This window comes from Marinifilum fragile (assembly GCF_963677365.1).
In the GTDB taxonomy this organism is placed as follows: domain Bacteria; phylum Bacteroidota; class Bacteroidia; order Bacteroidales; family Marinifilaceae; genus Marinifilum; species Marinifilum fragile.
Genome location: NZ_OY781962.1, coordinates 3,789,142 through 3,811,965, shown reverse-complemented (window position 1 = coordinate 3,811,965; position 22,824 = coordinate 3,789,142). Strand labels below are relative to the sequence as shown.

General features: G+C 32.4%; 24 protein-coding genes and 2 tRNA genes. 14 read left to right on the top strand and 12 right to left on the bottom strand.

Annotated elements, in window-relative coordinates:
• Positions 1-258: 258 nt before the first annotated feature.
• The 3 genes from ACKPCA_RS15250 to ACKPCA_RS15240 all read right to left on the bottom strand — a co-directional run bounded on the left by ACKPCA_RS15250 (position 259) and on the right by ACKPCA_RS15240 (position 2,753).
• Positions 259-456, bottom strand: a complete 198-nt coding sequence (locus ACKPCA_RS15250; RefSeq protein ID WP_407660167.1) for an HTH domain-containing protein — start codon at positions 454-456, stop codon at positions 259-261.
• Between the two features lie 286 nt (positions 457-742).
• A complete protein-coding gene (locus tag ACKPCA_RS15245) occupies positions 743-1,486 on the bottom strand; it encodes a hypothetical protein (RefSeq protein ID WP_321279873.1) in 744 nt (247 codons plus the stop codon).
• Positions 1,487-2,048: 562 nt separating this feature from the next.
• On the bottom strand, positions 2,049-2,753 hold the full coding sequence (locus ACKPCA_RS15240) for a Crp/Fnr family transcriptional regulator (protein ID WP_054714960.1): 705 nt from the start codon (positions 2,751-2,753) through the stop codon (positions 2,049-2,051).
• Between the two features lie 357 nt (positions 2,754-3,110).
• On the opposite strand from ACKPCA_RS15240, the gene ACKPCA_RS15235 reads away from it, so the two are divergent.
• Positions 3,111-3,530, top strand: coding sequence for an OsmC family protein (locus ACKPCA_RS15235; protein ID WP_321279872.1), 420 nt, complete (start codon positions 3,111-3,113; stop codon positions 3,528-3,530).
• A 98-nt stretch (positions 3,531-3,628) separates the two neighbouring features.
• Here the strand turns inward: ACKPCA_RS15235 and pheS are convergent, their stop codons facing one another.
• The 4 genes from pheS to ACKPCA_RS15215 all read right to left on the bottom strand — a co-directional run bounded on the left by pheS (position 3,629) and on the right by ACKPCA_RS15215 (position 6,964).
• Positions 3,629-4,651, bottom strand: a complete 1,023-nt coding sequence (pheS, locus tag ACKPCA_RS15230; RefSeq protein WP_054714956.1) for a phenylalanine--tRNA ligase subunit alpha — start codon at positions 4,649-4,651, stop codon at positions 3,629-3,631.
• 92 nt (positions 4,652-4,743) lie between these two features.
• Positions 4,744-5,568 carry a peptidylprolyl isomerase gene (locus ACKPCA_RS15225; RefSeq protein WP_321279871.1) on the bottom strand — a complete coding sequence of 275 codons (825 nt, stop codon included), beginning with the start codon at positions 5,566-5,568 and terminating at the stop codon, positions 4,744-4,746.
• Between the two features lie 208 nt (positions 5,569-5,776).
• Positions 5,777-6,589: a peptidylprolyl isomerase gene (locus ACKPCA_RS15220; protein WP_321279870.1), complete on the bottom strand. Its 813-nt coding sequence runs from the start codon at positions 6,587-6,589 to the stop codon at positions 5,777-5,779.
• Positions 6,590-6,613: 24 nt separating this feature from the next.
• Positions 6,614-6,964 carry a hypothetical protein gene (locus tag ACKPCA_RS15215; RefSeq protein WP_321279869.1) on the bottom strand — a complete coding sequence of 117 codons (351 nt, stop codon included), beginning with the start codon at positions 6,962-6,964 and terminating at the stop codon, positions 6,614-6,616.
• A 141-nt stretch (positions 6,965-7,105) separates the two neighbouring features.
• On the opposite strand from ACKPCA_RS15215, the gene ACKPCA_RS15210 reads away from it, so the two are divergent.
• The 4 genes from ACKPCA_RS15210 (at position 7,106) to ACKPCA_RS15195 (ending at position 9,047) form a co-directional block, all read left to right on the top strand.
• Positions 7,106-7,180 (top strand) — tRNA-Val (locus ACKPCA_RS15210).
• A gap of 26 nt (positions 7,181-7,206) precedes the next feature.
• A tRNA-Val gene (locus ACKPCA_RS15205) sits at positions 7,207-7,281 on the top strand.
• Positions 7,282-7,738: 457 nt separating this feature from the next.
• Entirely contained in the window at positions 7,739-8,305 is a 567-nt protein-coding gene (locus ACKPCA_RS15200) for an RNA polymerase sigma factor (protein WP_054721661.1), read from the top strand.
• Positions 8,277-9,047 carry a tetratricopeptide repeat protein gene (locus tag ACKPCA_RS15195; RefSeq protein ID WP_054721663.1) on the top strand — a complete coding sequence of 257 codons (771 nt, stop codon included), beginning with the start codon at positions 8,277-8,279 and terminating at the stop codon, positions 9,045-9,047. The genes ACKPCA_RS15200 and ACKPCA_RS15195 overlap by 29 nt, the downstream gene beginning before the upstream one ends.
• 365 nt (positions 9,048-9,412) lie before the next feature.
• Here ACKPCA_RS15195 and ACKPCA_RS15190 read toward each other — a convergent pair whose 3' ends face one another.
• Positions 9,413-12,241, bottom strand: coding sequence for a CHAT domain-containing protein (locus tag ACKPCA_RS15190; RefSeq protein WP_321279868.1), 2,829 nt, complete (start codon positions 12,239-12,241; stop codon positions 9,413-9,415).
• A 194-nt stretch (positions 12,242-12,435) separates the two neighbouring features.
• Here ACKPCA_RS15190 and ACKPCA_RS15185 point away from each other — a divergent pair, with 194 nt between their 5' ends.
• From ACKPCA_RS15185 to ACKPCA_RS15160, 6 genes are all read left to right on the top strand, one after another.
• On the top strand, positions 12,436-12,528 hold the full coding sequence (locus tag ACKPCA_RS15185) for a bacteriocin class II family protein (protein WP_321279867.1): 93 nt from the start codon (positions 12,436-12,438) through the stop codon (positions 12,526-12,528).
• A 75-nt stretch (positions 12,529-12,603) separates the two neighbouring features.
• The gene (locus ACKPCA_RS15180; RefSeq protein ID WP_321279867.1) at positions 12,604-12,696 is read left to right on the top strand and encodes a bacteriocin class II family protein; all 93 of its coding nucleotides are present in this window, start codon (positions 12,604-12,606) and stop codon (positions 12,694-12,696) included.
• 75 nt (positions 12,697-12,771) lie between these two features.
• Entirely contained in the window at positions 12,772-12,864 is a 93-nt protein-coding gene (locus ACKPCA_RS15175) for a bacteriocin class II family protein (RefSeq protein ID WP_321279867.1), read from the top strand.
• 75 nt (positions 12,865-12,939) lie between these two features.
• The gene (locus ACKPCA_RS15170) at positions 12,940-13,032 is read left to right on the top strand and encodes a bacteriocin class II family protein (RefSeq protein ID WP_321279867.1); all 93 of its coding nucleotides are present in this window, start codon (positions 12,940-12,942) and stop codon (positions 13,030-13,032) included.
• A gap of 75 nt (positions 13,033-13,107) precedes the next feature.
• Positions 13,108-13,200 carry a bacteriocin class II family protein gene (locus ACKPCA_RS15165; protein WP_321279867.1) on the top strand — a complete coding sequence of 31 codons (93 nt, stop codon included), beginning with the start codon at positions 13,108-13,110 and terminating at the stop codon, positions 13,198-13,200.
• 265 nt (positions 13,201-13,465) lie between these two features.
• Entirely contained in the window at positions 13,466-14,329 is an 864-nt protein-coding gene (locus tag ACKPCA_RS15160) for a sensor histidine kinase (protein WP_054721666.1), read from the top strand.
• A gap of 51 nt (positions 14,330-14,380) precedes the next feature.
• Here ACKPCA_RS15160 and ACKPCA_RS15155 read toward each other — a convergent pair whose 3' ends face one another.
• The 3 genes from ACKPCA_RS15155 to ACKPCA_RS15145 form a co-directional block, all read right to left on the bottom strand.
• Positions 14,381-14,710: a hypothetical protein gene (locus tag ACKPCA_RS15155; protein ID WP_321279866.1), complete on the bottom strand. Its 330-nt coding sequence runs from the start codon at positions 14,708-14,710 to the stop codon at positions 14,381-14,383.
• A gap of 12 nt (positions 14,711-14,722) precedes the next feature.
• Positions 14,723-15,745, bottom strand: a complete 1,023-nt coding sequence (gene ruvB, locus ACKPCA_RS15150) for a Holliday junction branch migration DNA helicase RuvB (RefSeq protein WP_321279865.1) — start codon at positions 15,743-15,745, stop codon at positions 14,723-14,725.
• Positions 15,746-15,845: 100 nt separating this feature from the next.
• Positions 15,846-16,229: a response regulator gene (locus ACKPCA_RS15145; protein WP_054721669.1), complete on the bottom strand. Its 384-nt coding sequence runs from the start codon at positions 16,227-16,229 to the stop codon at positions 15,846-15,848.
• 750 nt (positions 16,230-16,979) lie between these two features.
• Between ACKPCA_RS15145 and rpiB the strand changes: the two genes are divergently transcribed.
• Positions 16,980-17,417, top strand: coding sequence for a ribose 5-phosphate isomerase B (gene rpiB / locus ACKPCA_RS15140; RefSeq protein WP_054721671.1), 438 nt, complete (start codon positions 16,980-16,982; stop codon positions 17,415-17,417).
• A gap of 132 nt (positions 17,418-17,549) precedes the next feature.
• Positions 17,550-17,993: an RrF2 family transcriptional regulator gene (locus ACKPCA_RS15135; protein ID WP_054721673.1), complete on the top strand. Its 444-nt coding sequence runs from the start codon at positions 17,550-17,552 to the stop codon at positions 17,991-17,993.
• On the opposite strand, the gene ACKPCA_RS15130 is transcribed toward ACKPCA_RS15135, so the two are convergent.
• Positions 17,988-18,416, bottom strand: a complete 429-nt coding sequence (locus ACKPCA_RS15130) for a VanZ family protein (RefSeq protein WP_321279864.1) — start codon at positions 18,414-18,416, stop codon at positions 17,988-17,990. The two genes, ACKPCA_RS15135 and ACKPCA_RS15130, sit on opposite strands and share 6 nt — an antisense overlap.
• Positions 18,417-18,579: 163 nt before the next feature.
• Here ACKPCA_RS15130 and ACKPCA_RS15125 point away from each other — a divergent pair, with 163 nt between their 5' ends.
• The gene (locus tag ACKPCA_RS15125; RefSeq protein ID WP_321279863.1) at positions 18,580-22,740 is read left to right on the top strand and encodes a phosphodiester glycosidase family protein; all 4,161 of its coding nucleotides are present in this window, start codon (positions 18,580-18,582) and stop codon (positions 22,738-22,740) included.
• Positions 22,741-22,824 lie beyond the last annotated feature (84 nt).

Genomic DNA, 22,824 nt, shown 5'->3' with positions numbered 1-22,824 from the left:
ATTTATGCATAAAGTTTACACAATTTAGTACGCTTGAAAAATACAAGACTTAAATAAAATGAGTAAAATATTGACTCTATTTCCGAAATATGAAAAACGTATCACTGTATCTTAAGAGAAAAAGTTTAGACAGATTGAAAGAATTGCAAAAATTCTGAACATTTTTTATGTATATTTTCGAAAATGATTCTAATATAAAATAGTTCACCGCCAAAATTGGCGGTGAACTATTTTTATCACTTTCTTTTGAGTATAAAATCAATCTAATATATAAGATTCGAGAGTTCTGGAGTAAGCAATATTTATTCCTTCATTTCTCATATCTGCGATTATACGATTAATCGTTCGTCCCGAACATCCTAATTTAGAGGCTAATTGTTCAGGTGTGCCGCTTGCATGGTTTTTAGCTAATTTTAAAATCCTATTTCTAACTTCTGGGTTGTCTGAGGTCTTCATTCTTTAATATTGTAGTTTGGTTAGTATATCCCTTTATTCCAAAAAATGACAAAAAGTAACCCCTTAAAAATAAAAAATTAATTTGTGATGTTCAGTTTGTAAAGCCGTAGCACGCTACGGCTCTATGGGTTCTTCGTTATTATATTATGTCCCTCGCTTATTTAGGTCATCCCCTCGCAAAAAGAAAGCTCTCCCTCGCATTTGAGAGGGTTCCCTCGGGAAAATGGAGCTTTCCCTCGCCAATTTGATGCTCCCCTCGCCTTGGGCATCAACCCTCGCAAGGGGTTCAGGCGTTTTGTGTTTCTTCTTGTTCACTGCGATTTCTCATTTCGCGCATATAAGAACTGGCATACTGCTCGGCTCTTTTCTGATTTTTCCAGAAAACAAATTTACCCGCATCACGAATGGTATCAATCGCCTGTTTTAGGTATGTATAGGCACGATCGCGCATTTCTTTCTCAGGATGTATCACATTTCTACGATCACCATTGATATCACCAAGTAGCAATCCACCTTCGGTAGCTATTTGTTCTGCTCTATCAAGCTTTGTGGTATTAAAACCAACTCCGTCCATTGGAGTAGGATCATCTTTTCCTATAACAGCTAAATCAGATAAATCTTGTATCATATCGGCATTACTAGCTCCTTCTTCAATTCGCTTCAGAGCCCTCATAATAGATTCATTTTCACGATAGGCATATTTAGCAAAATGCATAATTTCCTCTTTCAATTCAAAACCTTCAGCTGCAATAGCTTTCCACTGATTCTCTTTTTCCGATTTGTTATCAAGAACTTTATTCCAAATTGATTGTGAATATCTCAAAGCTGATACTCGGTTAGGTATATCATCTATTAAAGATATGTCAAGGCCTGATGTAACAAGTTGATCTTTATCTTCACTTGCTATATCGAAAAGAAAAACAGCTTCATCATTGAAAATTTTAACAGGCATATTTGGATCTTTAATATCATCCTGTTCAATTAACAAATACTTGGGTTTTAGGGCTTCAAAATTTTCTTTATCACTCATTTTTAAATGATTTTTGGGTTAATAAAATGGTTAGATTTATTATAATATTCTTTTAAAAACGAGAATTAAGTTAATTTATTTTACAAGCCATACCAAAATTCAAGTGTTAAATATTGTTAATCTTAATTTCATATATTGTTATAACTAAGTGCAACACCTAACTTTTACAGGCTATTCAGAAGAATTTATTTTATGAAAGATTATTTATTGGTATCCGCGACTATCCTTTGTCTGATTTTGGCACTGTTTGTATCATTCCGAATACCCGAAACCGATGGTTATATAGCATTCGCAATATGCTCGATAGTTTTTATTGTATTATTTTGCGAAACGGTAAAGCACCTGTGGGAAAAGTACTAAATACACTCCTAAGAAGAGATAATACCGATTACCTAACCTGTACAATAGAAAATTTGACTGTTTGACCATTCGACCGTATGACTATTAGACTGTTAGACTGTTAAACCGTTCGACTGTATAACTCTTGGACTTTTCAAAACTTTCGGAAACAAAAAACCCGCTCAAATCATTGAACGGGCTCCTCACAACAATATCTTATTTTCTAAATCAAACCGCCGGTTTTTCGCAGCGATTCGCTATTTAATATCTTTATCTTTCTACCGTTTAGTTCTATCAGTTTATCCGATTTAAACTCCGATAACAATCGAATTACCGATTCGGTAGCTGTTCCAACCATATTGGCCAATTCCTCGCGCGTAAGCGATATTTTTAAGGTTCCCTCTTCACTTAGTCCGAAAGTATCCTCAAGATGGATCAGCACCTCTGCTAATCGCTCTCTTACCGTTTTTTGTGCGATATCAGTTATGTAATTGTTGGCTTCACCCAATTCAGCACAGGTAACTTTCATCAACTGTAAGGCAAAATTCGAATTTTCCTGTATCAGTTTCGTAAGTACATTAGCAGGAATAAAACATACCACAGCATCTTCGATAACCTTTGCAGAAGTACAAAAACGTTCATGGCTTAATACCGATCTAAATCCGATTAAATCGCCCTCTTTTGCAAAACGAATGATTTGTTCTTTTCCTTCCAATCCTGTTTTAAAAATCTTTAAAATGCCCGAATAAAGGAAAAAACACCCTTTGGCAAAATCACCCTCTTTATAGATTACACTTCCTCGTTTAAAGAAATGTACATCTTCATCCCAAAATAAAAGATTTTGATCATCGACACCCAGATCAGGAAACTTAACACTGAATTTCTCAGACAACTGATTGCAGTTTGGAAGATTATTATTTTGCTTCATTTCAACGCTTACTGAATAAACTTGTTATAAAATAGCTTTGCTAAACATCCTCCAAAGCGGCTTTTTTTCGGATGTTTTTAATTATTTCTTAATTCTAATTTCACCAACTTTAGAATCAGGTTTAAATATAGTAATTTAAGTTTTACTTCTCCAATAGCTCTTTACACACTTGTATGATTTAATTGTTGGTAATAAATCAGCACCTTTTCAAAGCTTCACATTACAAGTTTCAAGCTATAAGATTTTTTAATAATTTTGATTGAGCACAATATTTCTTAGAATTACATACACATTAGTTATAAGTTGTGGCTTTTATAAACTTGAAAGAACCACTTGTAACTTGCAATTTCTTAAACAATGAAACACAAAGTAGAAATGAGCTGGCAAGGTAAACTTGCCTATAAAGCAAATATGGATGGACACGAAATTATAACCGATGCCAGCACACAAGTAGGTGGCGATGGCTCAGGTGTTAGTCCCAAAAAATTAATGCTAACAGCATTAGCTGGCTGCACCGGTATCGACATTGCCATGATTCTTAAAAAAATGCGTGTTGAAGTTCGTGATATAAAAGTTTCGGTTGAAGGCGAATTGACTGAAGAACAACCAAGTTATTATAAAAACATGCATATCATTTATGAATTCTTTGGCAAGGATATTCCTCATGCCAAGATTGAACGAGCTGTAAAACTATCGGAAGAAGAATATTGCGGGGTAAGTGCTCTTTATAAAAAAGTAATTCCTGTTACTTCGGAGATTATTTATCACGAAGAATAAATTGGATAGAGACGCACGGCCGTGCGTCTGTACATTACAAAAAATATAGATGCCTTCCGTAATGGAAGGCATCTATATTTTATATCGTTGTGATTTTCTTAGAATCCTGCTGCAGTAAATTGCTCAAGGAAACGGATATCGTTCTCGAAGAACAAGCGAAGATCTTTAATGCCATATTTCAACATGGTAATACGCTCAATCCCCATTCCCAATGCAAAACCTGAATATTTTTTGCTATCGATACCATTTAATTCCAATACATTTGGATCAACCATACCACAGCCTAAAATCTCAAGCCAACCGGTTCCTTTACATACATTACATCCTTTTCCACCACAAAGCGAACAGGTAACATCTACCTCAGCCGATGGTTCTGTAAATGGGAAATATGATGGACGCAATCTAATTTCAGTTTTCTCACCGAAAAACTCTTTTGCAAAATATGTAAGTGTTTGCTTCAAATCAGCAAAAGAAACTTTCTCATCTACATATAGAGCCTCAATTTGGTGGAAAATACAGTGTGCACGAGCCGAAATTGCTTCATTACGGAATACTCTACCAGGAGTTAAACAACGAATTGGCAATTCCATTTCCTGTAAATCATGAACCTGTACCGATGATGTGTGAGTTCTTAAAATCACATCCGGATTTTTCTCAATAAAGAAAGTATCCTGCATATCACGTGCCGGATGCTCTTCAGGGAAGTTCAATGCAGAGAAGTTGTGCCAATCATCTTCAATCTCCGGACCTTCAGAAATGGTAAATCCTAAACGAGCGAAAATTTCTGTAATCTCATTTCTTACCAACGAAAGTGGGTGACGAGAACCTAATTTTACAGGATCGCCAGACAATGTCAAATCCAAACCAGACTTGCCAAATTCAGCACCGGTAAAACTTTCCTTTAAAGCATTTACCTTATCCATAGCCACTGTTTTAAGCTCGTTTAAAGCTTGTCCAACAGCTTTTTTCTCCTCGTTTGGAACAGTTTTAAAATCGGCAAACAACGAAGCAATGCTACCTTTTTTACTAAGGTGTTTAATTCTGAACTGTTCTACCTCTTCCAGTGTTGTAGCTGAAAATCCATTCAACTCATCAAGCAGGTTTTTTATTTTGTCAAGCATGATATAACTTCTTTATTTATTGCAACAGTCGGCAAAGTTACAAAAACTTTTTTCTCATTGGCTAAAAGCAAATGGCTAAATACCAAAAGCCTTTAATACTTTAATATTTTTACTTTCATCTTAACATCAGTATAAGGTCGATCATTGGAATCTGTTTTTAGCTTTACAATTTTATCTAAAACATCTAATCCGCTAATAACCTCTCCAAAAACAGTATAATTATTGTCCAAATGTGGTACTCCTCCTATTGTGGTATATGCTTTTCTTTGTTCAGGCGTGAACTCCAATTTTTCAGATGATGCATTGTAATCAAAATCAATTGATTCTTTTATTTGTTTTGCAATTTCACGAAACTCTGACACCTTTTGGGCCTTTTTTAAAGAATCCAAAATCTGTCTTTTTTTCGGAGTCAAATATCTCTTTACAATCCTTTTTCTTAATGGAACATTAACCTCTTTTTCCATGGCATCCAATTCTTCATTAGTAAATACCCTACCGTCTGCGATATAGAACTGCGATACATCCGATTCTTTAAAGATATTCACCTTATCGGGCTGACGCGGCGAAGCAAGTGCTCCCTTTTTATGGAAAAACATTTTATTAAACTCCGATTGTATGGTTCTATTTGCATCCCCATATCCAATGGCTTTACCAGCTGGTGCATTTCTCGAATCTTGAGATCCTCCTTGGGCAACAAACCCTTTTATTACACGATAAAAAAGAGTGCCATCGAAATGATCATTCTCGACCAACTGCAAAAAATTCTGACGATGCTTAGGTGTTTCTTTGTAAAGCATAACTTTCATATTACCCAAATTGGTTTCAATCAAGATTATAGAATTGGTTCCCTGGGCAAAAACATTGTATGCAGAAAATTGAAATAAAAATAAAATCAGAAGTATGGTTAATTTTCTCATTGCTATTCCTTTTAAAAACCGAATTAATACCGATTATCATTTAAATAATTATATAGTTCGTAATACTTTTAAATGATGTTTAGATGTATATCGGCATTTCACCTTAATGATAAAAAAAGTTTCAGTGGTGTAAGATAGATATCATTAAAATTCATCACAAAAAAAGCTCCGAAATAATTTCCGGAGCTCCCATATTCATATTATTCTTTTATTGAACAATCTTAATTTTCATTGATACATCCTTCAATGGGCGATCAAATTGATCCTTTTTCACTTTAGCAATACTATCAATAAACTCGATACCTTCAATTACTTCCCCGAAAACAGTATAACTACCATCCAAGTGAGGAATTCCTCCTAATGTAGTATATGCATCAATTTGAGACTGTGAAAACTTAATTTGCTGAGTAGTAAAAATGGAGTCAACTTCAATTTGGATTTTATCAACCAATTCAGAAACCTTATCCATGTCTCCTTCTGATTGATATTTCATAATTTCCGTAGCCATATCTTTTTGAACTTTCTCAAAGATTCTGTTTTTCACTCTATCATTCAATTTTATCAACAATGTATCCAATCCTCCATGAGTATATACTACACCTTGAGCCAAATAAAATTGCGAACCAGATGATTTCTTCTGTGGATTAACCGCATCTCCTTCTCTTGCTGCTGCAATTACACCTCTTTTATGAAATAAAGCAGGATTGAACTCTGCATCAATTTGATATCCAGGACCGCCTTCACCTAACCTAACTCCAGGTTTAGCTGCTTTTGAATCAGGATCACCTCCTTGTATCATAAATCCATCAATTACTCTGTGAAATAGAGTTCCATCAAAATAATTTGCATGAGCAAGTTTCACAAAATTATCACGATGTAATGGAGTTTCATCATAGAGTTTAATTTTGATATCTCCGTACTCTGTTTCTATTTCAACAATTCTGTTTTTCTTCCCTAATTCCAATTTTTGTTGGCAAGATACCATTCCAAGTATTAAGGCCAGGTAAAGTAGTTTCTTCATTTTTAATGTATATAGGTTTGTTATTTAATCATTCAAATATCCATTGTCCTTAAAGTACTCCACAATCGATGACATTAACAATTGATTTTCTTTGTCCTTTGAAAAGGGAGGAACCATTTTGTTCTTTACAAATATAGGCCAATTGTCATCATCATATCCTTCGATAGAATAGTAATTCCATTTCATAAGCAGTGTACATGTTGCTAAATCGATGTGGTCCCACTTTTCCTCTTTTGAATAACTTTCCTGAAAGCCTAAACCTCGCTCTTGTATGCCAATTAAAAGTAAAGTTCCATTTAAATCGGCATCCACATTAAATTCTTCAGAAATTTTATATAACAAACTATTCCAATCTCTCTCTAAATTATTATCCATAGTATCAATTTTTTACGAGTGATAAAATTAAAGCTTTCCTCGAATATTAGGGTCATTCAGAAATATTTTTTTCATTTTTTTGAAAATTATACTTGCAGATAAAAATATTCCACCTTATATTTGCATCGCTTTTAAGGGCAAGGGCGATTAGCTCAGTTGGTTCAGAGCACTTGGTTTACACCCAAGGGGTCATAGGTTCGAATCCTATATCGCCCACAAAAAGCAAAATTTTCCAATAACAAGGGCGATTAGCTCAGTTGGTTCAGAGCACTTGGTTTACACCCAAGGGGTCATAGGTTCGAATCCTATATCGCCCACAAAAATCGGTTTTCATTTGAAAGCCGATTTTTTTGTTTTGTATAAAATCCCAATTATACATTTGCTCTTTGTCGAATACAATTAATAATATTCCACTATATCCAAATTACTATAATCAATCAGGTCATTTATTGTCCAATTAAAATTTCAAGCATAATTATTCTACTAGACTCTGACATATTAAGGTATTCACATCATCTTTTTGAACGCTTACATGTTTTTTTTACTCTTTCATCATTAAATAATGAGCTTTTACAGTAACCTAATTTGAATATTAATAGTATATTGCTTTGGTTTATGATAATAAATTCAAAAAAAACAAAAAAAAACAGTTTTTTTTCATCTTTTATTTATTTAATTTTCAATTACTTACGCACGAAGTTGATATTTTTTTAATTTTTTTTCACTTTTTGAGGGTTACCTTTTTGCCATAAGAGGAATAAAGGGATAGAAAATATGGATTACACTACTGAAGCGATACTTGAGGGAATAAGTATGAGTAACAATGATGTATTAAATTACATCTACAAAAAATTCTTTCCAAGTATTCGCAATTTTATCGAGAACAATAATGGGAACGAGGAGGACGCACGCGATCTTTTCCAAGAAGCTATTATTGTAATCTATCGTAAAATGAAAAAAGAACCATTGGTTCTTAGTTGTAACTTTAAAACATACATCTATTCCATTTGCAGACTTTTGTGGTTAAAGCAACTTGAAAAGAAAAAGAACAGTAATGAAATCAATTCGGAAGGAGTTCTGGATAACAGATTAGACGAAGCTTCTGAGACTTATGACCAAACTGAGAGGTATCGACTATATCAGAAACACTTTCAAAAACTTGGTCCGGATTGCAAGAAAGTTCTTCAACTTGCTTTAGACAAAATCTCACTAAAAGAAATTGCCGATATAATGGGCTATAAGAGTGAGAAGTATGCAAAGAAAAGGAAACATCAGTGTAAACAAATGCTGATAGAGAGTATTAAAAGTGATAATGAATTTAAAGAAGTATATGATGAGTGATATGAATTTTGACCGTATTGAGGATTTCCTAGATGGTGGTTTATCTGAGGACCAGCTAAAGGAATTTGAGAAAGACCTTCTGAATGATCCGGACTTACAAATGGAGTTGGATTTACATCAAGAGGTTGACGAGGCCATAATGGAAAATGACATTATGGACCTAAGAAGCAAACTAGAGGCGATAGAAACACCTCCTAAAGAACAAGAGAAGCGTAAATTTAAATATCTAACCAAATGGAATATTGTTGCAGCTTCATTAGCTCTATTTATTGGTTTAGGTAGCTTGATGTTCCTTGTAAATAACAAGAGCTCTTATTCGAACGAAAAAGTATACAGCAATTACTATAAGCCATATAAAATGGTAGTAAATACTCGTTCCGCTGATGCTAATATAGATAATATGCTTGTTACAGCATTAAAAAGTTACGAAGCCAGAGATTATCATACCGCTTTAGCGCTTTTTAAGCAAATTTTAGACAAGGATAGTACAAATATCACGAGTAACTTTTATTCAGGTATTTCTAACTTGGAAATTAACGAATATGGTAAAGCGAATAAGAATTTTACAAGAGTTATAAAGCACAAAAACAACTTGTTTATAGAACAATCCGAATGGTACTTGGGCTTTTGTTACTTAATGACTAACGAAAGAGATAAAGCCATTAAGCAGTTTAATACCATTGCTCGAGGAAATAGTTTCTATAAAGCAAAAGCTCAGGAAATTCTAAGTAAGTTGGAATAGATTACACTCATTCATTAACACATATACAAAGCCGTTCAATTAGATTGAGCGGCTTTCCTCTTTTTGTATAAAATGTACATTAATACAGTAAGTATTCATGAATCTAACAATCGCATTTGGAGTACCGCTTAAATATTTTTAAGTTATAATCAATAAGAAAATTCTTCCTCTCTTCCAAAAGTCCACTTACCTAGAAATAAATTACTAGTACCTTGATTTAAATAGCAATTTTAAGGAAGATTGTGATAGGAGTAAAATCTCATTAATTCTCGGCATAAATCAAAATAGTCGATAACCTGGATAACTATCTGCCTCTTAAAATCAAAAAAGTCTGAAACAGTGTCTCAGACTTTAAAAATATCTTATTAAGTAACTTTTCTTTTAATTCTTCTTCTGAATACAACAAGAACTAATAATACTAAACCTCCAAGTCCCATATAAACCAAATTATTTTTAAGATCGAAATCGTATAGTGGCTGAACATCACCCATGGTTACATATCCCGACCAAAAATACGGATGAGATTTAAGTGGATCTGCAGTTTCTAAATACTTTAATTTAGCCTGGCGCAAAGATTCATCCTTATCTAATCCTTTTGATAGATATGAATAAAAATTGGTCATCAAATTAGACCCTGTCTGGTCTTCAACTGTCCATAAAGTCATAATAATACTTGGACAACCTGCATAGAAGAATCCTCTGGCCAAACTCATAACCCCTTCTCCTTTTAGAAGTTTACCATCACCGGTATTACAAGCACTAAGAACTACCATTCTAGCATTAAAATTCATGTTATAAATTTCATGCGTATTTAATAATCCATCCTGAACTGTATCATTTGTTTGAGTAAAAACCAGTTTTGAATACATTGGATTCTCATCATCTATAATTGTATGCATTGCAAGGTGTAGAACATCATAACCATTTGCGTGATCCTTAAAATTTTGTTCGGTTGCAAGTTCATCCAGGTATAAATCACCTTCCATTACATTCGAAATATTATTGACTTCTTCTTTAGTGTATGGCAAAGGATATAATTTATCTCTGTATGCTCTTTCCGTGTACAAAATTGAATCATCAATTCCATTGTATGAGGGTGCAAAAGCCAAAACTGATTTACTTGTAGTGAAACTAAATCCTGCAGGTTCTATTGAAAAACCAATTGTTGCCGAGTTCTGATAAGTTATTGTATTAGATTTTATTAGATAATCTAAATCCCTATAATTCATCCGATTAGTATCAGCTTCATGTCTAATTAAAACACCAAATGGAACATAAGCCATTTTTCCATCCGGAACAATAATTAGTTTCTTATTTTGTATTTGCTTACTATGAGGAGCTATAAAAGTTTGATATAAATTAAAAGCTGATTTAGTATATCGTTGATAATACTCAGAACTATTCTCTGCAAAATCATTGGTTTTTAAGGCACTCCTAACCTCTTCAATCTGAAAGTCTAAACTATCAGAATTGATCTCTTGTTTCTTTATCTCAAACGAATCTGAGGTAATAATGAAGGTAAAAAGAGAAGAATCCGAAATAGAATACTCAATTAATATGTCATTTGAAGATAATTTTGATTGAAGCTCTGACATTTCAATTGTACTATTCTTATATTTAAGTTCGTAGTACTTGGGATAATCTTTCTCAAAACGAAGTACCATTTGGTTATAACTTTCATTCAATTGGAATAGTTTTCCTTGCCACTCAGAGATCTTATCTCGATCTGATTTTATCTTTTTTCTTTCTTCGTAGATCTTTTCACGATAGTTAGCAATATCCTTTCTTAACTGTTGTTCTTCCTCTTGTAATTCTACAGGAATTCCACCGATATTCTTAGCATTAATATCATTTAAAGAAGACATTAAACTGGCAGCTTTAGAGCGTTCTGCATATTTAAAGGCTCTTTCTTTATAGCTAATATCTTTAGTTAATCCGTACAATTGCACTGCAATTTCAATAGCAACTGTATAAGTATCTTTTTCATTCTGCGACAAAGCAAACTTACTTTCTTCATCTTGGTAACCAATTCTTATTTTATCTATGATTTCCATACACAAATCATAAGTATCTAAACTAAAATCAAGATCACTGATTTTTTTATTTTCATCATACAATTCTGAAAAACTCTTTGCTTTCCCCTTTAATATTCTTAATAAGGATATTTGCGGTTCTATTCTATTTACATCTGGATTGCGATAAATCGAACTATCTGAAAAATTTTCTAATTCTGATACTAATGCTTTTTGATAGAAATATAGAGATTTTCTATTTTGCCTTTGCTTTCCATAAAATTCACCTAAATTCTGTAAGCAATTAGCAACATCAGGGTGATTTTCACCATAATTGCTAATATAAACTCTTAATGCTAGTTCTAAATACTTGAGGGCATTATCCTTCTTTTTAATTTTACTTTGAAAAATACCATAGTTTAGGTACAAAGTACCTAACTTATAATGATTATCATCTCCAAAACTTTTAATGTCATTAATACTTTTAAGATAATACAGATCCGCTTCCTTATAATTTTTCAATTGCTTATAACAGTTAGCAATTCCATTAAGTGTTGATGATCTATCTTTTTCATGAGCATTTTCTTTAATTAATAATGACTCCTTGTAAAAATTTAAAGCTACAGTATATTCATGCTTACCATAATGTATATTACCAAGATTATTATTTATTTGAGAAAGATATCGAGAATTACCATCGCCAATTAATGATAAAGCTTTCTCATAATAACTTTGAGCTTTAAATAAATCCAATAAATCATTATAAATATTTCCACTATTAACAGAGATTGGTACAAGCTTTTGAGAACCTTCTCCATAATGATTAATTGTGAACTTCTCGGCAAGATTAAAATACTGTAATGCATCCCGTCGTTTACCAATTCGTCGTTTTATTACACCAAAATTTACATAGGTTCTGTATATCATGTTTAAATCTTTAACATCACCTTTTTCAATTGTCTTTATCGCATTTTTAAAAGATTGCTCTGCATAAATAAATTCACTGTTTCTATAAAATTCCAAGGCACGATTAAATTGCTTAACTAATAAAGAATCGGCAACTAAGAGTTCTTGATTACTGTCATCAGAATTTATTGATGCAAGTGCTATATTCTTGTTTTCGCCTGCCAGTAAAACAAGTAAAAGAGAGAAAAGCAGAATTTTTTTTATTGTTTTTTTCACGCTCAAGTAGTTTTTCTTAATCTTCTTAGAAACAACGATTTATATACGCAATCTTTCCTAAAAGGATTTAAATATATACAGTTTTTTTCACTTTTTTTAAAAAAAACTTTCAATCTCAGGGTTACCTTTTTCTAAAAAGCGGAATAAAGGGGTGTAATTATTTCCTTAAACAACTAAAAAAAGACCCAATAGCAATGAAAAATTTCGAAGTATTAAACACCGAAGATTTAAAGAACATTAAAGGTGGATATCACGACAAAGTTATCAGTGAAGATATCTTGGTATAACCATCCTCGACCCATAGTAATCCAAATTTTCAAAAAAAGTATTTTCCTAGTTATTAACGACCAAATAAAATAGCAATGAAAAATTTCGAAGTATTAAACACCGAAGATTTAAAGAACATTAAAGGTGGATATCACGACAAAGTTATCAGTGAAGATATCTTGGTATAACCATCCTCGACCCATAGTAATCCAAATTTTCAAAAAAAGTATTTTCCTAGTTATTAACGACCAAATAAAATAGCAATGAAAAATTTCGAAGTATTAAACACCGAAGATTTAAAGAACATTAAAGGTGGATATCACGACAAAGTTATCAGTGAAGATATCTTGGTATAACCATCCTCGACCCATAGTAATCCAAATTTTCAAAAAAAGTATTTTCCTAGTTATTAACGACCAAATAAAATAGCAATGAAAAATTTCGAAGTATTAAACACCGAAGATTTAAAGAACATTAAAGGTGGATATCACGACAAAGTTATCAGTGAAGATATCTTGGTATAACCATCCTCGACCCATAGTAATCCAAATTTTCAAAAAAAGTATTTTCCTAGTTATTAACGACCAAATAAAATAGCAATGAAAAATTTTGAAGTATTAAACACTGAAGACTTAAAGAACATTAAAGGTGGATATCACGACAAAGTTATCAGTGAAGATATCTTAGTTTGAAAAAAATTTGAATAAGTAGATGGTATTTTTTATATTTACTATTCTCTTATCTTATTAACTATGAATACCTTTGAAGAATTAACAATTCAAGAATTAGATAACACATTAGGAGGTTATCACGATAAATCTATAAGCGAAGACATCCTTGTCTAACCAGTTTCCATAATATATTTTCACAATACTATCTATTAAAGATGTATTAGATTAAGTCTTGTTGTATAGGCTTAATAAAGAACTGTTATAAGTTAAAGACAAATTCATTTAAATGGAGAAACGTCCTACATATAAAGAATTGCAACGACAATTAGCAGAAGCACGTGCTCAGCTTGAAAAGACCGAAAAGCTGAAGGATGCATTTCTTGCCAATATGTCGCATGAAATTCGAACACCTATGAATGCAATTGTAGGAGCATCGGAACTTCTTCGTGATGATTCCCTTTCGAAAGAGGATCGAAATGAATTCACAAAAATACTGTCATCGAGCAGTAAAGAACTTTTGGATCTATTCAATAGAATCCTTGAACTATCGCAATTAGAAAGCGGTGCATTGGAATACAACGAATCGGAAGTTGAAGTACATGATTTATTGGTTACGCTGTATTCAGCCTACGGGCAAAAAATTAACATGAGCGGTAAAAATTTGGTATTAAATTATACCGAAGATTTACATGAGAATAAAATATTTACTGATCAGAAAAAATTAACCAAAGTCCTGTCTTATCTTCTGGATAATGCACTAAAATTTACAAATTCAGGAGAAATTGATTTTGGCTGTGCAATTCAGGACAGACACAATATTCTTTTCTATGTAAAAGATACTGGACCTGGAATAAGCGATCAGGAACAAGCTAAGATATTCAATAAATTTACTCAGGTAGACAATTCATATACCAGAGAACATTCAGGTGCTGGTTTAGGATTAAGTATCAGCAAAGAATTAGTTGAATTTCTTGGAGGCAAATTGTACATCGATTCAAATTTAGGTGATGGTTCTATTTTCTATTTTACCATACCATTTAAATTCTCTGAATCAAATCTTGTACTAAAAGAAAAAATTGAAGCTATATTGAAACAAAATATTAACGAAATATATTCTTCGTCTAATACTCGAAAGAATATTGCTATTTAGGAAAATAACTAGGGATGTTAAAAGGAGCTTGCTGGTCACAAGCTCCTTTTTCTATTTTGTTTTGAGAAATATTTCTTTGTAATTGATAATAACATCGAGTACCACTGCTAAAATCATCAAGTTGTACTTTTGATCTGATTTGGTAAAAATCAACATACAAGCTACAAACATGAAGAGAATTCCAATAATTTTTACAATTTCTGAAAATTTTAATTGCTTGACTTTTTCTAAGTTCAAATTAAAAATCCTGTAAATTATATTTAAACCAACACCGAAAGCCAACATTGCTATTCCATATGATTCGGCTTGTAAAATAAAAAGAGCACCAACAATAATTAAAACTGTTGCGAGCGTATAAAGAATTGATAAAAATCGTTTCATTTTTATGTATTTCTAGAAAAGTAATTCAGGATCATTGAAATTGTTTTTCCCAAGATGCGAATAAGCTAATGGAGTAACTTCTCTTCCTCTAGGAGTTCGCTTAATAAATCCTTCTTTAATCAAGAATGGTTCATAAACCTCTTCAATTGTTCCACTATCCTCTCCAACTGCTGTCGCAATTGTTGAAATTCCAACCGGTCCTCCACTAAATTTATCAATAAGCGTATTTAGAATTCTATTATCCATCTCATCTAAACCATGCTTATCAATGTTTAAAGCTTCTAATGAAAATTTGGTAATTTCTATGTCTATAGATCCATTTCCTTTTACCTGAGCAAAATCTCTTACTCTACGTAAAAGTGCATTTACAATACGCGGCGTTCCTCTACTTCTTGACGCAATTTCTCCAGCTGCTTCATGTGTTATCTCAACATCCAGAATACTTGCGCTACGCTCTACTATTTTTGATAATACAGGTAGGTCGTAATATTCAAGATGACAATTGATACCAAATCGGGCTCTTAAAGGTGAAGTTAATAATCCGGAACGGGTAGTTGCACCAATTAAGGTAAAAGGATTTAACTCCAATTGAATTGATCGTGCTGCAGGCCCTTTATCAATCATGATATCTATTTTGAAATCCTCCATTGCGGAATATAGATACTCCTCAACAATTGGACTTAACCTATGAATTTCATCAATGAATAGAACATCATTTGGTTCCAAATTGGTTAACAATCCGGCAAGGTCACCAGGTTTATCAAGAACTGGCCCAGAAGTAACTTTTAATCCAACGCCCAATTCGTTGGCAAGAATATTTGATAAAGTTGTTTTTCCTAGCCCAGGAGGTCCATGGAGCAAAACATGATCCAATGCTTCCTCGCGCATTTTTGCAGCTGCAACAAATACATTTAGATTCTCAACAATTTTCTTTTGCCCACGGAAATCTGAAAACTGAAGTGGTCTTAGTTTATTATCTAATTCTTTTTCTTTATCCGAAAAATTATGACTTCGTATGTCCAGGTTATCATCCATGCGACAAAAATAATCTGAAAATCTTTAATTCGAGTAGAAAACTTTACTCAAATGCAAACAATGCTTGTTAGAAACTTTTGAAAATATCCCGAATTGGAACTTATAAACCTAGATTTGTTAAAACCTTAAATAAATGGTCTACATCGAATGGTTTTGACAAATGGGCATCCATACCATTCTCTAAACACTTTTCTTCGTTAGCGACCATTATATCGGCTGTAAGAGCAATAATTGGAACATGTCCTTGACCATTTTCAATTCCCCTTATGATTTTCGTGGCTTCTAATCCATCCATTTCTGGCATCATGACATCCATCAGAATAAAATCATAGTTTCCCTCTTTATACATATCGACAGCTTCCAAACCATTATTAGCAACATCGATTAAATAACCATATCGCTTTAAAGTAAATTTAACTACAGTTTGATTCAATTTGTTGTCTTCAACAAGAAGTATCGAATAATTTTTACTTTCCCAACTCATTCTCTTCAGTGTGGATTTTCTATAGTCTGCAAGATAACAAAATCATTGAAATAATTAAGTAAACATACCTAACAATTCACAGTTGAATTTTATTCCTGAATTTAGACCTTATTACAATTATCAACACTCATATTATTAATATAAATTTTTTAAAATTTCTAAAAAATAAGATGATTATTATATCCTGTTAATAATGTTGGTAAGAGAGCATGAATTTTGTTGTTTTTTTAGTAGAAAAAAGTCTAATAACACGATATGAACAGGTATTGTTAATATAGGAAATCTATAAATCAGTAAAATATATACTTTATAAACTTCTTGTTAATAACTTTGGTTTTTGATAATTTAATTATCTCTGGATATTAACAGCTTGTTGAAAACTGGTTGAAACCTTTAATAACACTGGTAAAAAATAAAATTGGTGGCTGAGAAATATTTTTCTATACGGATATAATTTTGTTAGTTCCAAAGAATACTTTGTAAATTTTAATAAGGAAAAATCAACAGTATGTTAACTGAATGTGAACAAATCTGTTCATAAACGAAAAGACTATAGCTAAATTATTCTTTTATAGATAGATGTGTTTCAACAATTAATTTAATAAATGACTTTAGATAAAATGTGGGGTTTTGAACTTGGAAAATTGGACATTTTGAAAACAACTCATATAATTTACTTAGTTTTGTACTCCAAAATTAACTTGAACAAAAACCACATAAAGGCATAATGTCTTTAATAATTTTAATAAGATGAAAAAACTAAGAATTGCATTGGCTGCTGATCATGCAGGATTTCAGTTTAAAAATGAATTGGCTGAAATTTTGAAGGCAGAAGGATATGAAGTAAAAGATTTTGGTACTAATTCTGAAGAAAGTATGGATTATCCTGATACAGCTCATCCATTAGCTGAAGCTGTTGAAGCAGGTGAGTTTGATTTTGGTTTTACTCTATGTGGAAGTGGAAATGGTATTACCATGACTGCTAACAAGCACCAAAAAATTCGTGCAGCTTTGTGTTGGACCGCAGAAATTGCAGGTTTAGCAAGATCGCATAATGATGCAAATGTGTGTGGTATTCCTGCTAGATTTATTTCATTTGAAGAAGTAAAAGAGATTGCTAAAACCTTTCTAAATACTGAATTTGAAGGAGGCAGACATCAGAAGCGAATTGACAAGATTCCTTTGTAAACTTAGGCTTCTTGAATAATAAGAATCATAATAAATAAGGAATTAAAGAATTAAAGATGCGTAATTAGTTGTAATTATTGTTATCTTTGACCTGATTGTTAGATAAATGTGGAGTAAAAATAAAAATTAAAGATGTTATCGAATACTTGTAAATATGCAATTCGCTCAGTAATTTATTTGTCGATAAATGCAAAAGAAGGCAAAAAAATAGGAATAAAGAAGATATCAGAGGAGCTGGAAATTCCAACACCATTTTTGGGTAAAATATTACAAAGCCTTGCAAGACAAAAGTTACTTACATCAACAAAAGGGCCTCATGGTGGATTTGGAATGGGTAAGGATCCTAGTGAAATCACCTTGATGAATATTGTTGAAATAGTGGATGGATTGGATATGTTTGAAAATTGTTTAATTGGAATTCGTCCATGTAAGTCTGATGATAAAGCACAAGCTGCTTGTCCTGTTCACAATCAGTTTGGACATATTAGAAAACAGATTTACGATTTGTTTAAAGGAAAAACAATAGGTCAGTTGATTACCGAAATGGAAAATGCGAATGAGTATATTACTTTATAAGATTTTCTTTAGAAAAGATATTTCACTAAAGGGCTTGCGATTCATTAGCAAGTCCTTTTGTTTTTTTATCCAAGGATAAAGTAAAATAGCAACAATTCCTCCCAAAATATCTGCCGCTAAGTCCATATAATCACCACTACGATTTATAAAGTAATTTTGCTGTAAATATTCTATTGCACCACCATAGACAGCAACCAAAAATACTATAATCAGAATTATTAGAGATTTTTTCAGTTTGGTTTGAAAACTTAACTCTGCCATCAAAAAAATTCCCATAATAAAGAACATTCCAAAGTGAACAAGCTTGTCGAAATGGGGAATATGAATGGCAGATGTTTTAGGTAAATCATTGCCTGGAATAGAACACAAAATAAATATAATTATTGCCCAAATAATATTTCGCCAGAACAATTTTCGCTTCATAAATTTATGCATATCGATAATAGTTGCTCAAAGTTAGCAAGCTATTTTTAGTTTTCAAGTTTATGGTATAAATATGTTTGAATCAATACGCTATTGATCTATTTAGCAGAATTTCGTAATTTGAATATTATTTGAAATTTTGTTAAACTGAATTCTGTCTGTTATGACTATGATGGCTACTGAAATGATGGAGATTTTGTGTTCTGAAAACATTAAAACATGGTTTGATTTAGGATTGTTTATAGATAGATTTAAGGAAAACAAACCCATTCCAGCTGTTGAGTTTAACCAAAGTTTTGAAGCTTTTAAATCTGAAATTCATAAAAAGGGAATTGCTTTTTCTACTTTCTATTATTCAATTGATGGAGTTAGTATAGAGGTGGAGAAATATGCAAAAACCTTTCGATACAATTTTGGAGATGATATTGCAATACATTATATAGCTGGTAAATTTCATTCCGAGGCTTCTAAAATTATCGATCCAAGAACCAAAACCTGCACTATTGAAGAAATGCAGGGATTTGATGATTGGACACTGTATAAAGATTTCTACTTTACCAAATTGGAGCGTGGCAGTAAGGAATATAATGCTCTGATTAAAAAATATTGGAAACAAACTCTAACTATCTGTGAAAAATTAGGTTCGTATATCGAAAATAATAATATTGGCTTGTTATACCTCATTAATTTGTGTTCAAACCCAGGAAATGTAGCTGCTGCTTTGGCTACAGTTTTGGTTTCAGAATATATGGGTATTCCTGTAATCAATAATAATCATGATTTTTATTGGGAAGGGGGAAATTCTGAAATCACCAAAGAGGTAAAAGGATTGAAAAAAGGTCCGCGTGATTTCTTTTTTCTGAACTCACATTTGGGTGAATTTTTTTCACAATTAGAGGTACTATATCCATGGGAATCTCGTTCTTGGATGAATGTAAATATTAACAAAGAACAATGCGATTATCTGATACATTATAAAGGACATAACCCTGCAAATGTGACTGAAATTGGAACTGCAGTAGATAGTGTAGAATATAATAACATTAGTAAAAGAAGAAGGATTGAATCTCTTTTTCAAATGGAAAAGATGTTGAGTCGTTATCACAAAAAAGCACTTGTTAGTTATTCGGTAAGAGATGTATTGGAATATAAATTGGTGAATAGAAATGACCCGGAACCCATTTATATTGGTTACAAAACAAAAGCAATGCACAAGTTTTTGTCTGAGAATATTATTTTTCTGCAACCAACCAGAATAATTTCAAGAAAAAGGATTGAATTGGGATTTGACCTTGTGGGTAAGATGTTGCATGTTGAGAGTTTAAAAAAGAAAATTAGAGAATCGAAAGATTTAAAAATTACCATATTAATTACAGGACCAATTCCATTGGGGCAATATGCTTATTTTCAAAAATTGTTAAAAAGATTTCAGGAGCTTTTAGAGAAAATAGATCTCGAATTTAGAAAGAGAGTTTATTTGGGATTTTTATTTAGTGAGATGGATAAAAAAAGGTTTAGGAATCACTTCGAAAACCCTATTGGTATTCCTGAATTGTATAGCATTTCTTCTTTAATATTATTGCCATCTAAAACGGAGGGCAGAGGCTTGCCTATCATAGAAGCAGCAGCTGCTGGGGTACCTATTTTTTGCCGAAGATACCAACCAGAAAATGTATATGCAGAAGTTATTGGAGAACATTTACCAGAGAAGGATAGATTAAAAGTAATTGAATTTACAGGCAGAAGAATACACGATTCACATGTGAATGAAACCATAGAAAAGGTATTCTTTCCTCACATTCATCACCGAAGTGTGAGTCATAATAAAAAAGTGATAGAAAAGCGTTACAGCATTAACTCTTTAAACTTGGGCATAGAAGAAATTGTAAGGAAACTCTTTTTGCAGTTACAATCAAATAAAGAAATCTTAAACGAAGTTGGTCAATTATACAAGTACTACAAGTCAAAAGTAAAGTTTACAAACAATGATGTAAAAGCCTTGTTGAATACTGAGAATAGACATTATTTACCAGGATATGGCAGATTGGGTTTTATGCTTTATTTAAAATCATTAATTGATCCGAGTTCGTTTAGAATGGAAGAGCAAGAAATTAGAGGAGGTACCTTTTATTTTGCAAAACGACAAATTGAAGATCATCCAGATTCAGAGAATTTAGACTTGGAACAGATTCATAATTTTTACAATTCAATTGACAATCTTTTTGCAGTTCGAAATGGTGAAATTTCAATAAGACACGATCATTCTTTTACCTATCGACATAGAAATAAAAACCATTATCTGTTTCATGATTTTACTCATCAAGAATTATCGGGTATGGTAAATCTTCTTAAATCGAAATATTTACCTCTCGGTATTGGCAGAAAAGTAAGTGGTACATCAAGGTTTTTTATAGATAAAAATTTGGCTCTTTCTCAATTAACTTCTTCTTCTATAATTTCTATTGATGATAGAAATTTCCTTTTCAAGAAGATGAAACAGAATATTCCACTGGCATATTTTCCGGGTAAGTATGTGAAATATGAGCTTGAATATTTTGTGCTGAATTCTATTAAAAGTCGATTGGGTATGGATATGCATGATCCGATTACGGAAGAAATTTTAATGGATAAAAATATTGAAAAGGTGTATGTATTTGCTCCGGAAGAAGCATTAACCAATTGGACAACTGCTAGCGATATTCGTGAATTTATTGAGTGTGGTTCTGATCTGGAATTGAAACTTTTGTATGATAAAAAAATTCTGCAAGTGGTTTCTATTGATTCCTTAACTGTGGGAATTCATATTCCTCAAATGGGGAAGAAGGCTTTATCGATTTTACGAAAAGTAATGGATAAGAATGGTTACTTAATATCGAATAGAAGAAATGCTGCTTTTATGACCGATATATTGAATCTGGATAGATTTCATATTGGAAAAGTAACAACCGAATTGGCTGCAAATATTATGGGAATTCCAAATAATACTGGGTACATTCAGTTTGTTCCTGCAGGAGTTCGGTCAACTTTAGCTTACCCAACTCCCATACAAACGGCTAAGGATTTTTCGGATTTACTGCATTCAGATTTATTTAATGAATTAAGCGAAAAGTTAGGCGAACAAGAGTTGCTACAATTGATAAAGCAAGATGCCGAAACCAAGGGATCTCCATTAAAATTGATATTGGAAAACATTTCAAAATCCAACAATCAAAAAAAGGAAGTTGAATATTCGAATGTTACCGGAATTTATGAAGATGGATATCCATGGAATGGAATTTTGGCCAAGGCAAACGTGCAAGATGATAATGAAAATTGGGAATTTACTGCAGTTAGTTCATTCCAGACAAAAACGGTAACAAGTTTTGTAAAAGAGTTTGAAGAAACTAACAAATGCCAAGCTAAACTAGCGTGGAATGGTGGTTATATATTAAATCCTGAATTGGTTGGTAAATTGGGCTTACCAGAATCCTACATAGGTTCTCCTTTAGGTTTACTAATCTCAAACGGAAAGTGCTTAAGTACGCCTCTCTTTAATAAGCCGGCATTGTTAATTTATCAATCAGGTAAGCTTGATATTGAAAGAGTAAATTGTAAAAGCGGCATTCGAATCAAAACGAGTGATGTCGAATTGAAATTTGATGCCAAAAATTACAATCAGTTTGAAGCTGGAAAATGTGCTTACTTTGATTTGATGTACGAAGAAGATATGATTCCAGCGAAGGATTGTATTGTATATCGATTAGCAGGTAATACCGTAAAAGAAATCATTTATAATGCTGACAAAGTGAAACAAATTCCTGTAGGATTAACCCTATGTATCCCATTATCACTAATGCAATCAGCAATTGCAAATGTTGGTGACCAGCTTGAAATTATTGTGAATGGTATGGAGGATGTACTGCATGCAGTTGAAGCAGGTCCGATGTTGCTAAATAAAGGAAAGCAATGTATCGATATGGAAGTGGAAGGATGGAAGAAACAGAATTCGATAAAAACACAGGCTGCCCGATTGGACTTTACAGATATGAGAGGTCCAAAAATTGCCGTAGGTATAGATGAAAAGAGAAATTTATACGTTCTAACCATTAATGGTAGAATTCGTGAATCGGTTGGTGCTACTCATATTGATATGGCTAACATTCTGGAAAAGTATGGTATTCAAAAAGCAATGGGATTCGATCCAGGTGGAAGTTCGACTTTGGTTGTGAACGGTGAAACATTAAATATATCTCCATACAATTCGAATTATGAACGAAACATCTTCTCTTTGCCACCAGAACCACGTGCGGTTTCCAATGCCGTGATAGGTTTTAAAAAAGAATAGTTTTAAAGTAAAGGCATTAATGCATTCTCTATAATGAAAATTAAACTTAGTCTCATAAAACAAAAGCCTGCAAACATGCAGAGC

Bases quoted from the DNA above. Each gene is read 5' to 3' on its own strand.
- ACKPCA_RS15250 (WP_407660167.1), bottom strand. From the start codon at position 456: ATGAAGACCTCAGACAACCCAGAAGTTAGAAATAGGATTTTAAAATTA.
- ACKPCA_RS15245 (WP_321279873.1), bottom strand. From the start codon at position 1,486: ATGAGTGATAAAGAAAATTTTGAAGCCCTAAAACCCAAGTATTTGTTA.
- ACKPCA_RS15240 (WP_054714960.1), bottom strand. From the start codon at position 2,753: ATGAAGCAAAATAATAATCTTCCAAACTGCAATCAGTTGTCTGAGAAA.
- ACKPCA_RS15235 (WP_321279872.1), top strand. From the start codon at position 3,111: ATGAAACACAAAGTAGAAATGAGCTGGCAAGGTAAACTTGCCTATAAA.
- pheS (WP_054714956.1), bottom strand. From the start codon at position 4,651: ATGCTTGACAAAATAAAAAACCTGCTTGATGAGTTGAATGGATTTTCA.
- ACKPCA_RS15225 (WP_321279871.1), bottom strand. From the start codon at position 5,568: ATGAGAAAATTAACCATACTTCTGATTTTATTTTTATTTCAATTTTCT.
- ACKPCA_RS15220 (WP_321279870.1), bottom strand. From the start codon at position 6,589: ATGAAGAAACTACTTTACCTGGCCTTAATACTTGGAATGGTATCTTGC.
- ACKPCA_RS15215 (WP_321279869.1), bottom strand. From the start codon at position 6,964: ATGGATAATAATTTAGAGAGAGATTGGAATAGTTTGTTATATAAAATT.
- ACKPCA_RS15200 (WP_054721661.1), top strand. From the start codon at position 7,739: ATGGATTACACTACTGAAGCGATACTTGAGGGAATAAGTATGAGTAAC.
- ACKPCA_RS15195 (WP_054721663.1), top strand. From the start codon at position 8,277: ATGAATTTAAAGAAGTATATGATGAGTGATATGAATTTTGACCGTATT.
- ACKPCA_RS15185 (WP_321279867.1), top strand. From the start codon at position 12,436: ATGAAAAATTTCGAAGTATTAAACACCGAAGATTTAAAGAACATTAAA.
- ACKPCA_RS15180 (WP_321279867.1), top strand. From the start codon at position 12,604: ATGAAAAATTTCGAAGTATTAAACACCGAAGATTTAAAGAACATTAAA.
- ACKPCA_RS15175 (WP_321279867.1), top strand. From the start codon at position 12,772: ATGAAAAATTTCGAAGTATTAAACACCGAAGATTTAAAGAACATTAAA.
- ACKPCA_RS15170 (WP_321279867.1), top strand. From the start codon at position 12,940: ATGAAAAATTTCGAAGTATTAAACACCGAAGATTTAAAGAACATTAAA.
- ACKPCA_RS15165 (WP_321279867.1), top strand. From the start codon at position 13,108: ATGAAAAATTTTGAAGTATTAAACACTGAAGACTTAAAGAACATTAAA.
- ACKPCA_RS15160 (WP_054721666.1), top strand. From the start codon at position 13,466: ATGGAGAAACGTCCTACATATAAAGAATTGCAACGACAATTAGCAGAA.
- ACKPCA_RS15155 (WP_321279866.1), bottom strand. From the start codon at position 14,710: ATGAAACGATTTTTATCAATTCTTTATACGCTCGCAACAGTTTTAATT.
- ruvB (WP_321279865.1), bottom strand. From the start codon at position 15,745: ATGGATGATAACCTGGACATACGAAGTCATAATTTTTCGGATAAAGAA.
- ACKPCA_RS15145 (WP_054721669.1), bottom strand. From the start codon at position 16,229: ATGAGTTGGGAAAGTAAAAATTATTCGATACTTCTTGTTGAAGACAAC.
- rpiB (WP_054721671.1), top strand. From the start codon at position 16,980: ATGAAAAAACTAAGAATTGCATTGGCTGCTGATCATGCAGGATTTCAG.
- ACKPCA_RS15135 (WP_054721673.1), top strand. From the start codon at position 17,550: ATGTTATCGAATACTTGTAAATATGCAATTCGCTCAGTAATTTATTTG.
- ACKPCA_RS15130 (WP_321279864.1), bottom strand. From the start codon at position 18,416: ATGAAGCGAAAATTGTTCTGGCGAAATATTATTTGGGCAATAATTATA.
- ACKPCA_RS15125 (WP_321279863.1), top strand. From the start codon at position 18,580: ATGACTATGATGGCTACTGAAATGATGGAGATTTTGTGTTCTGAAAAC.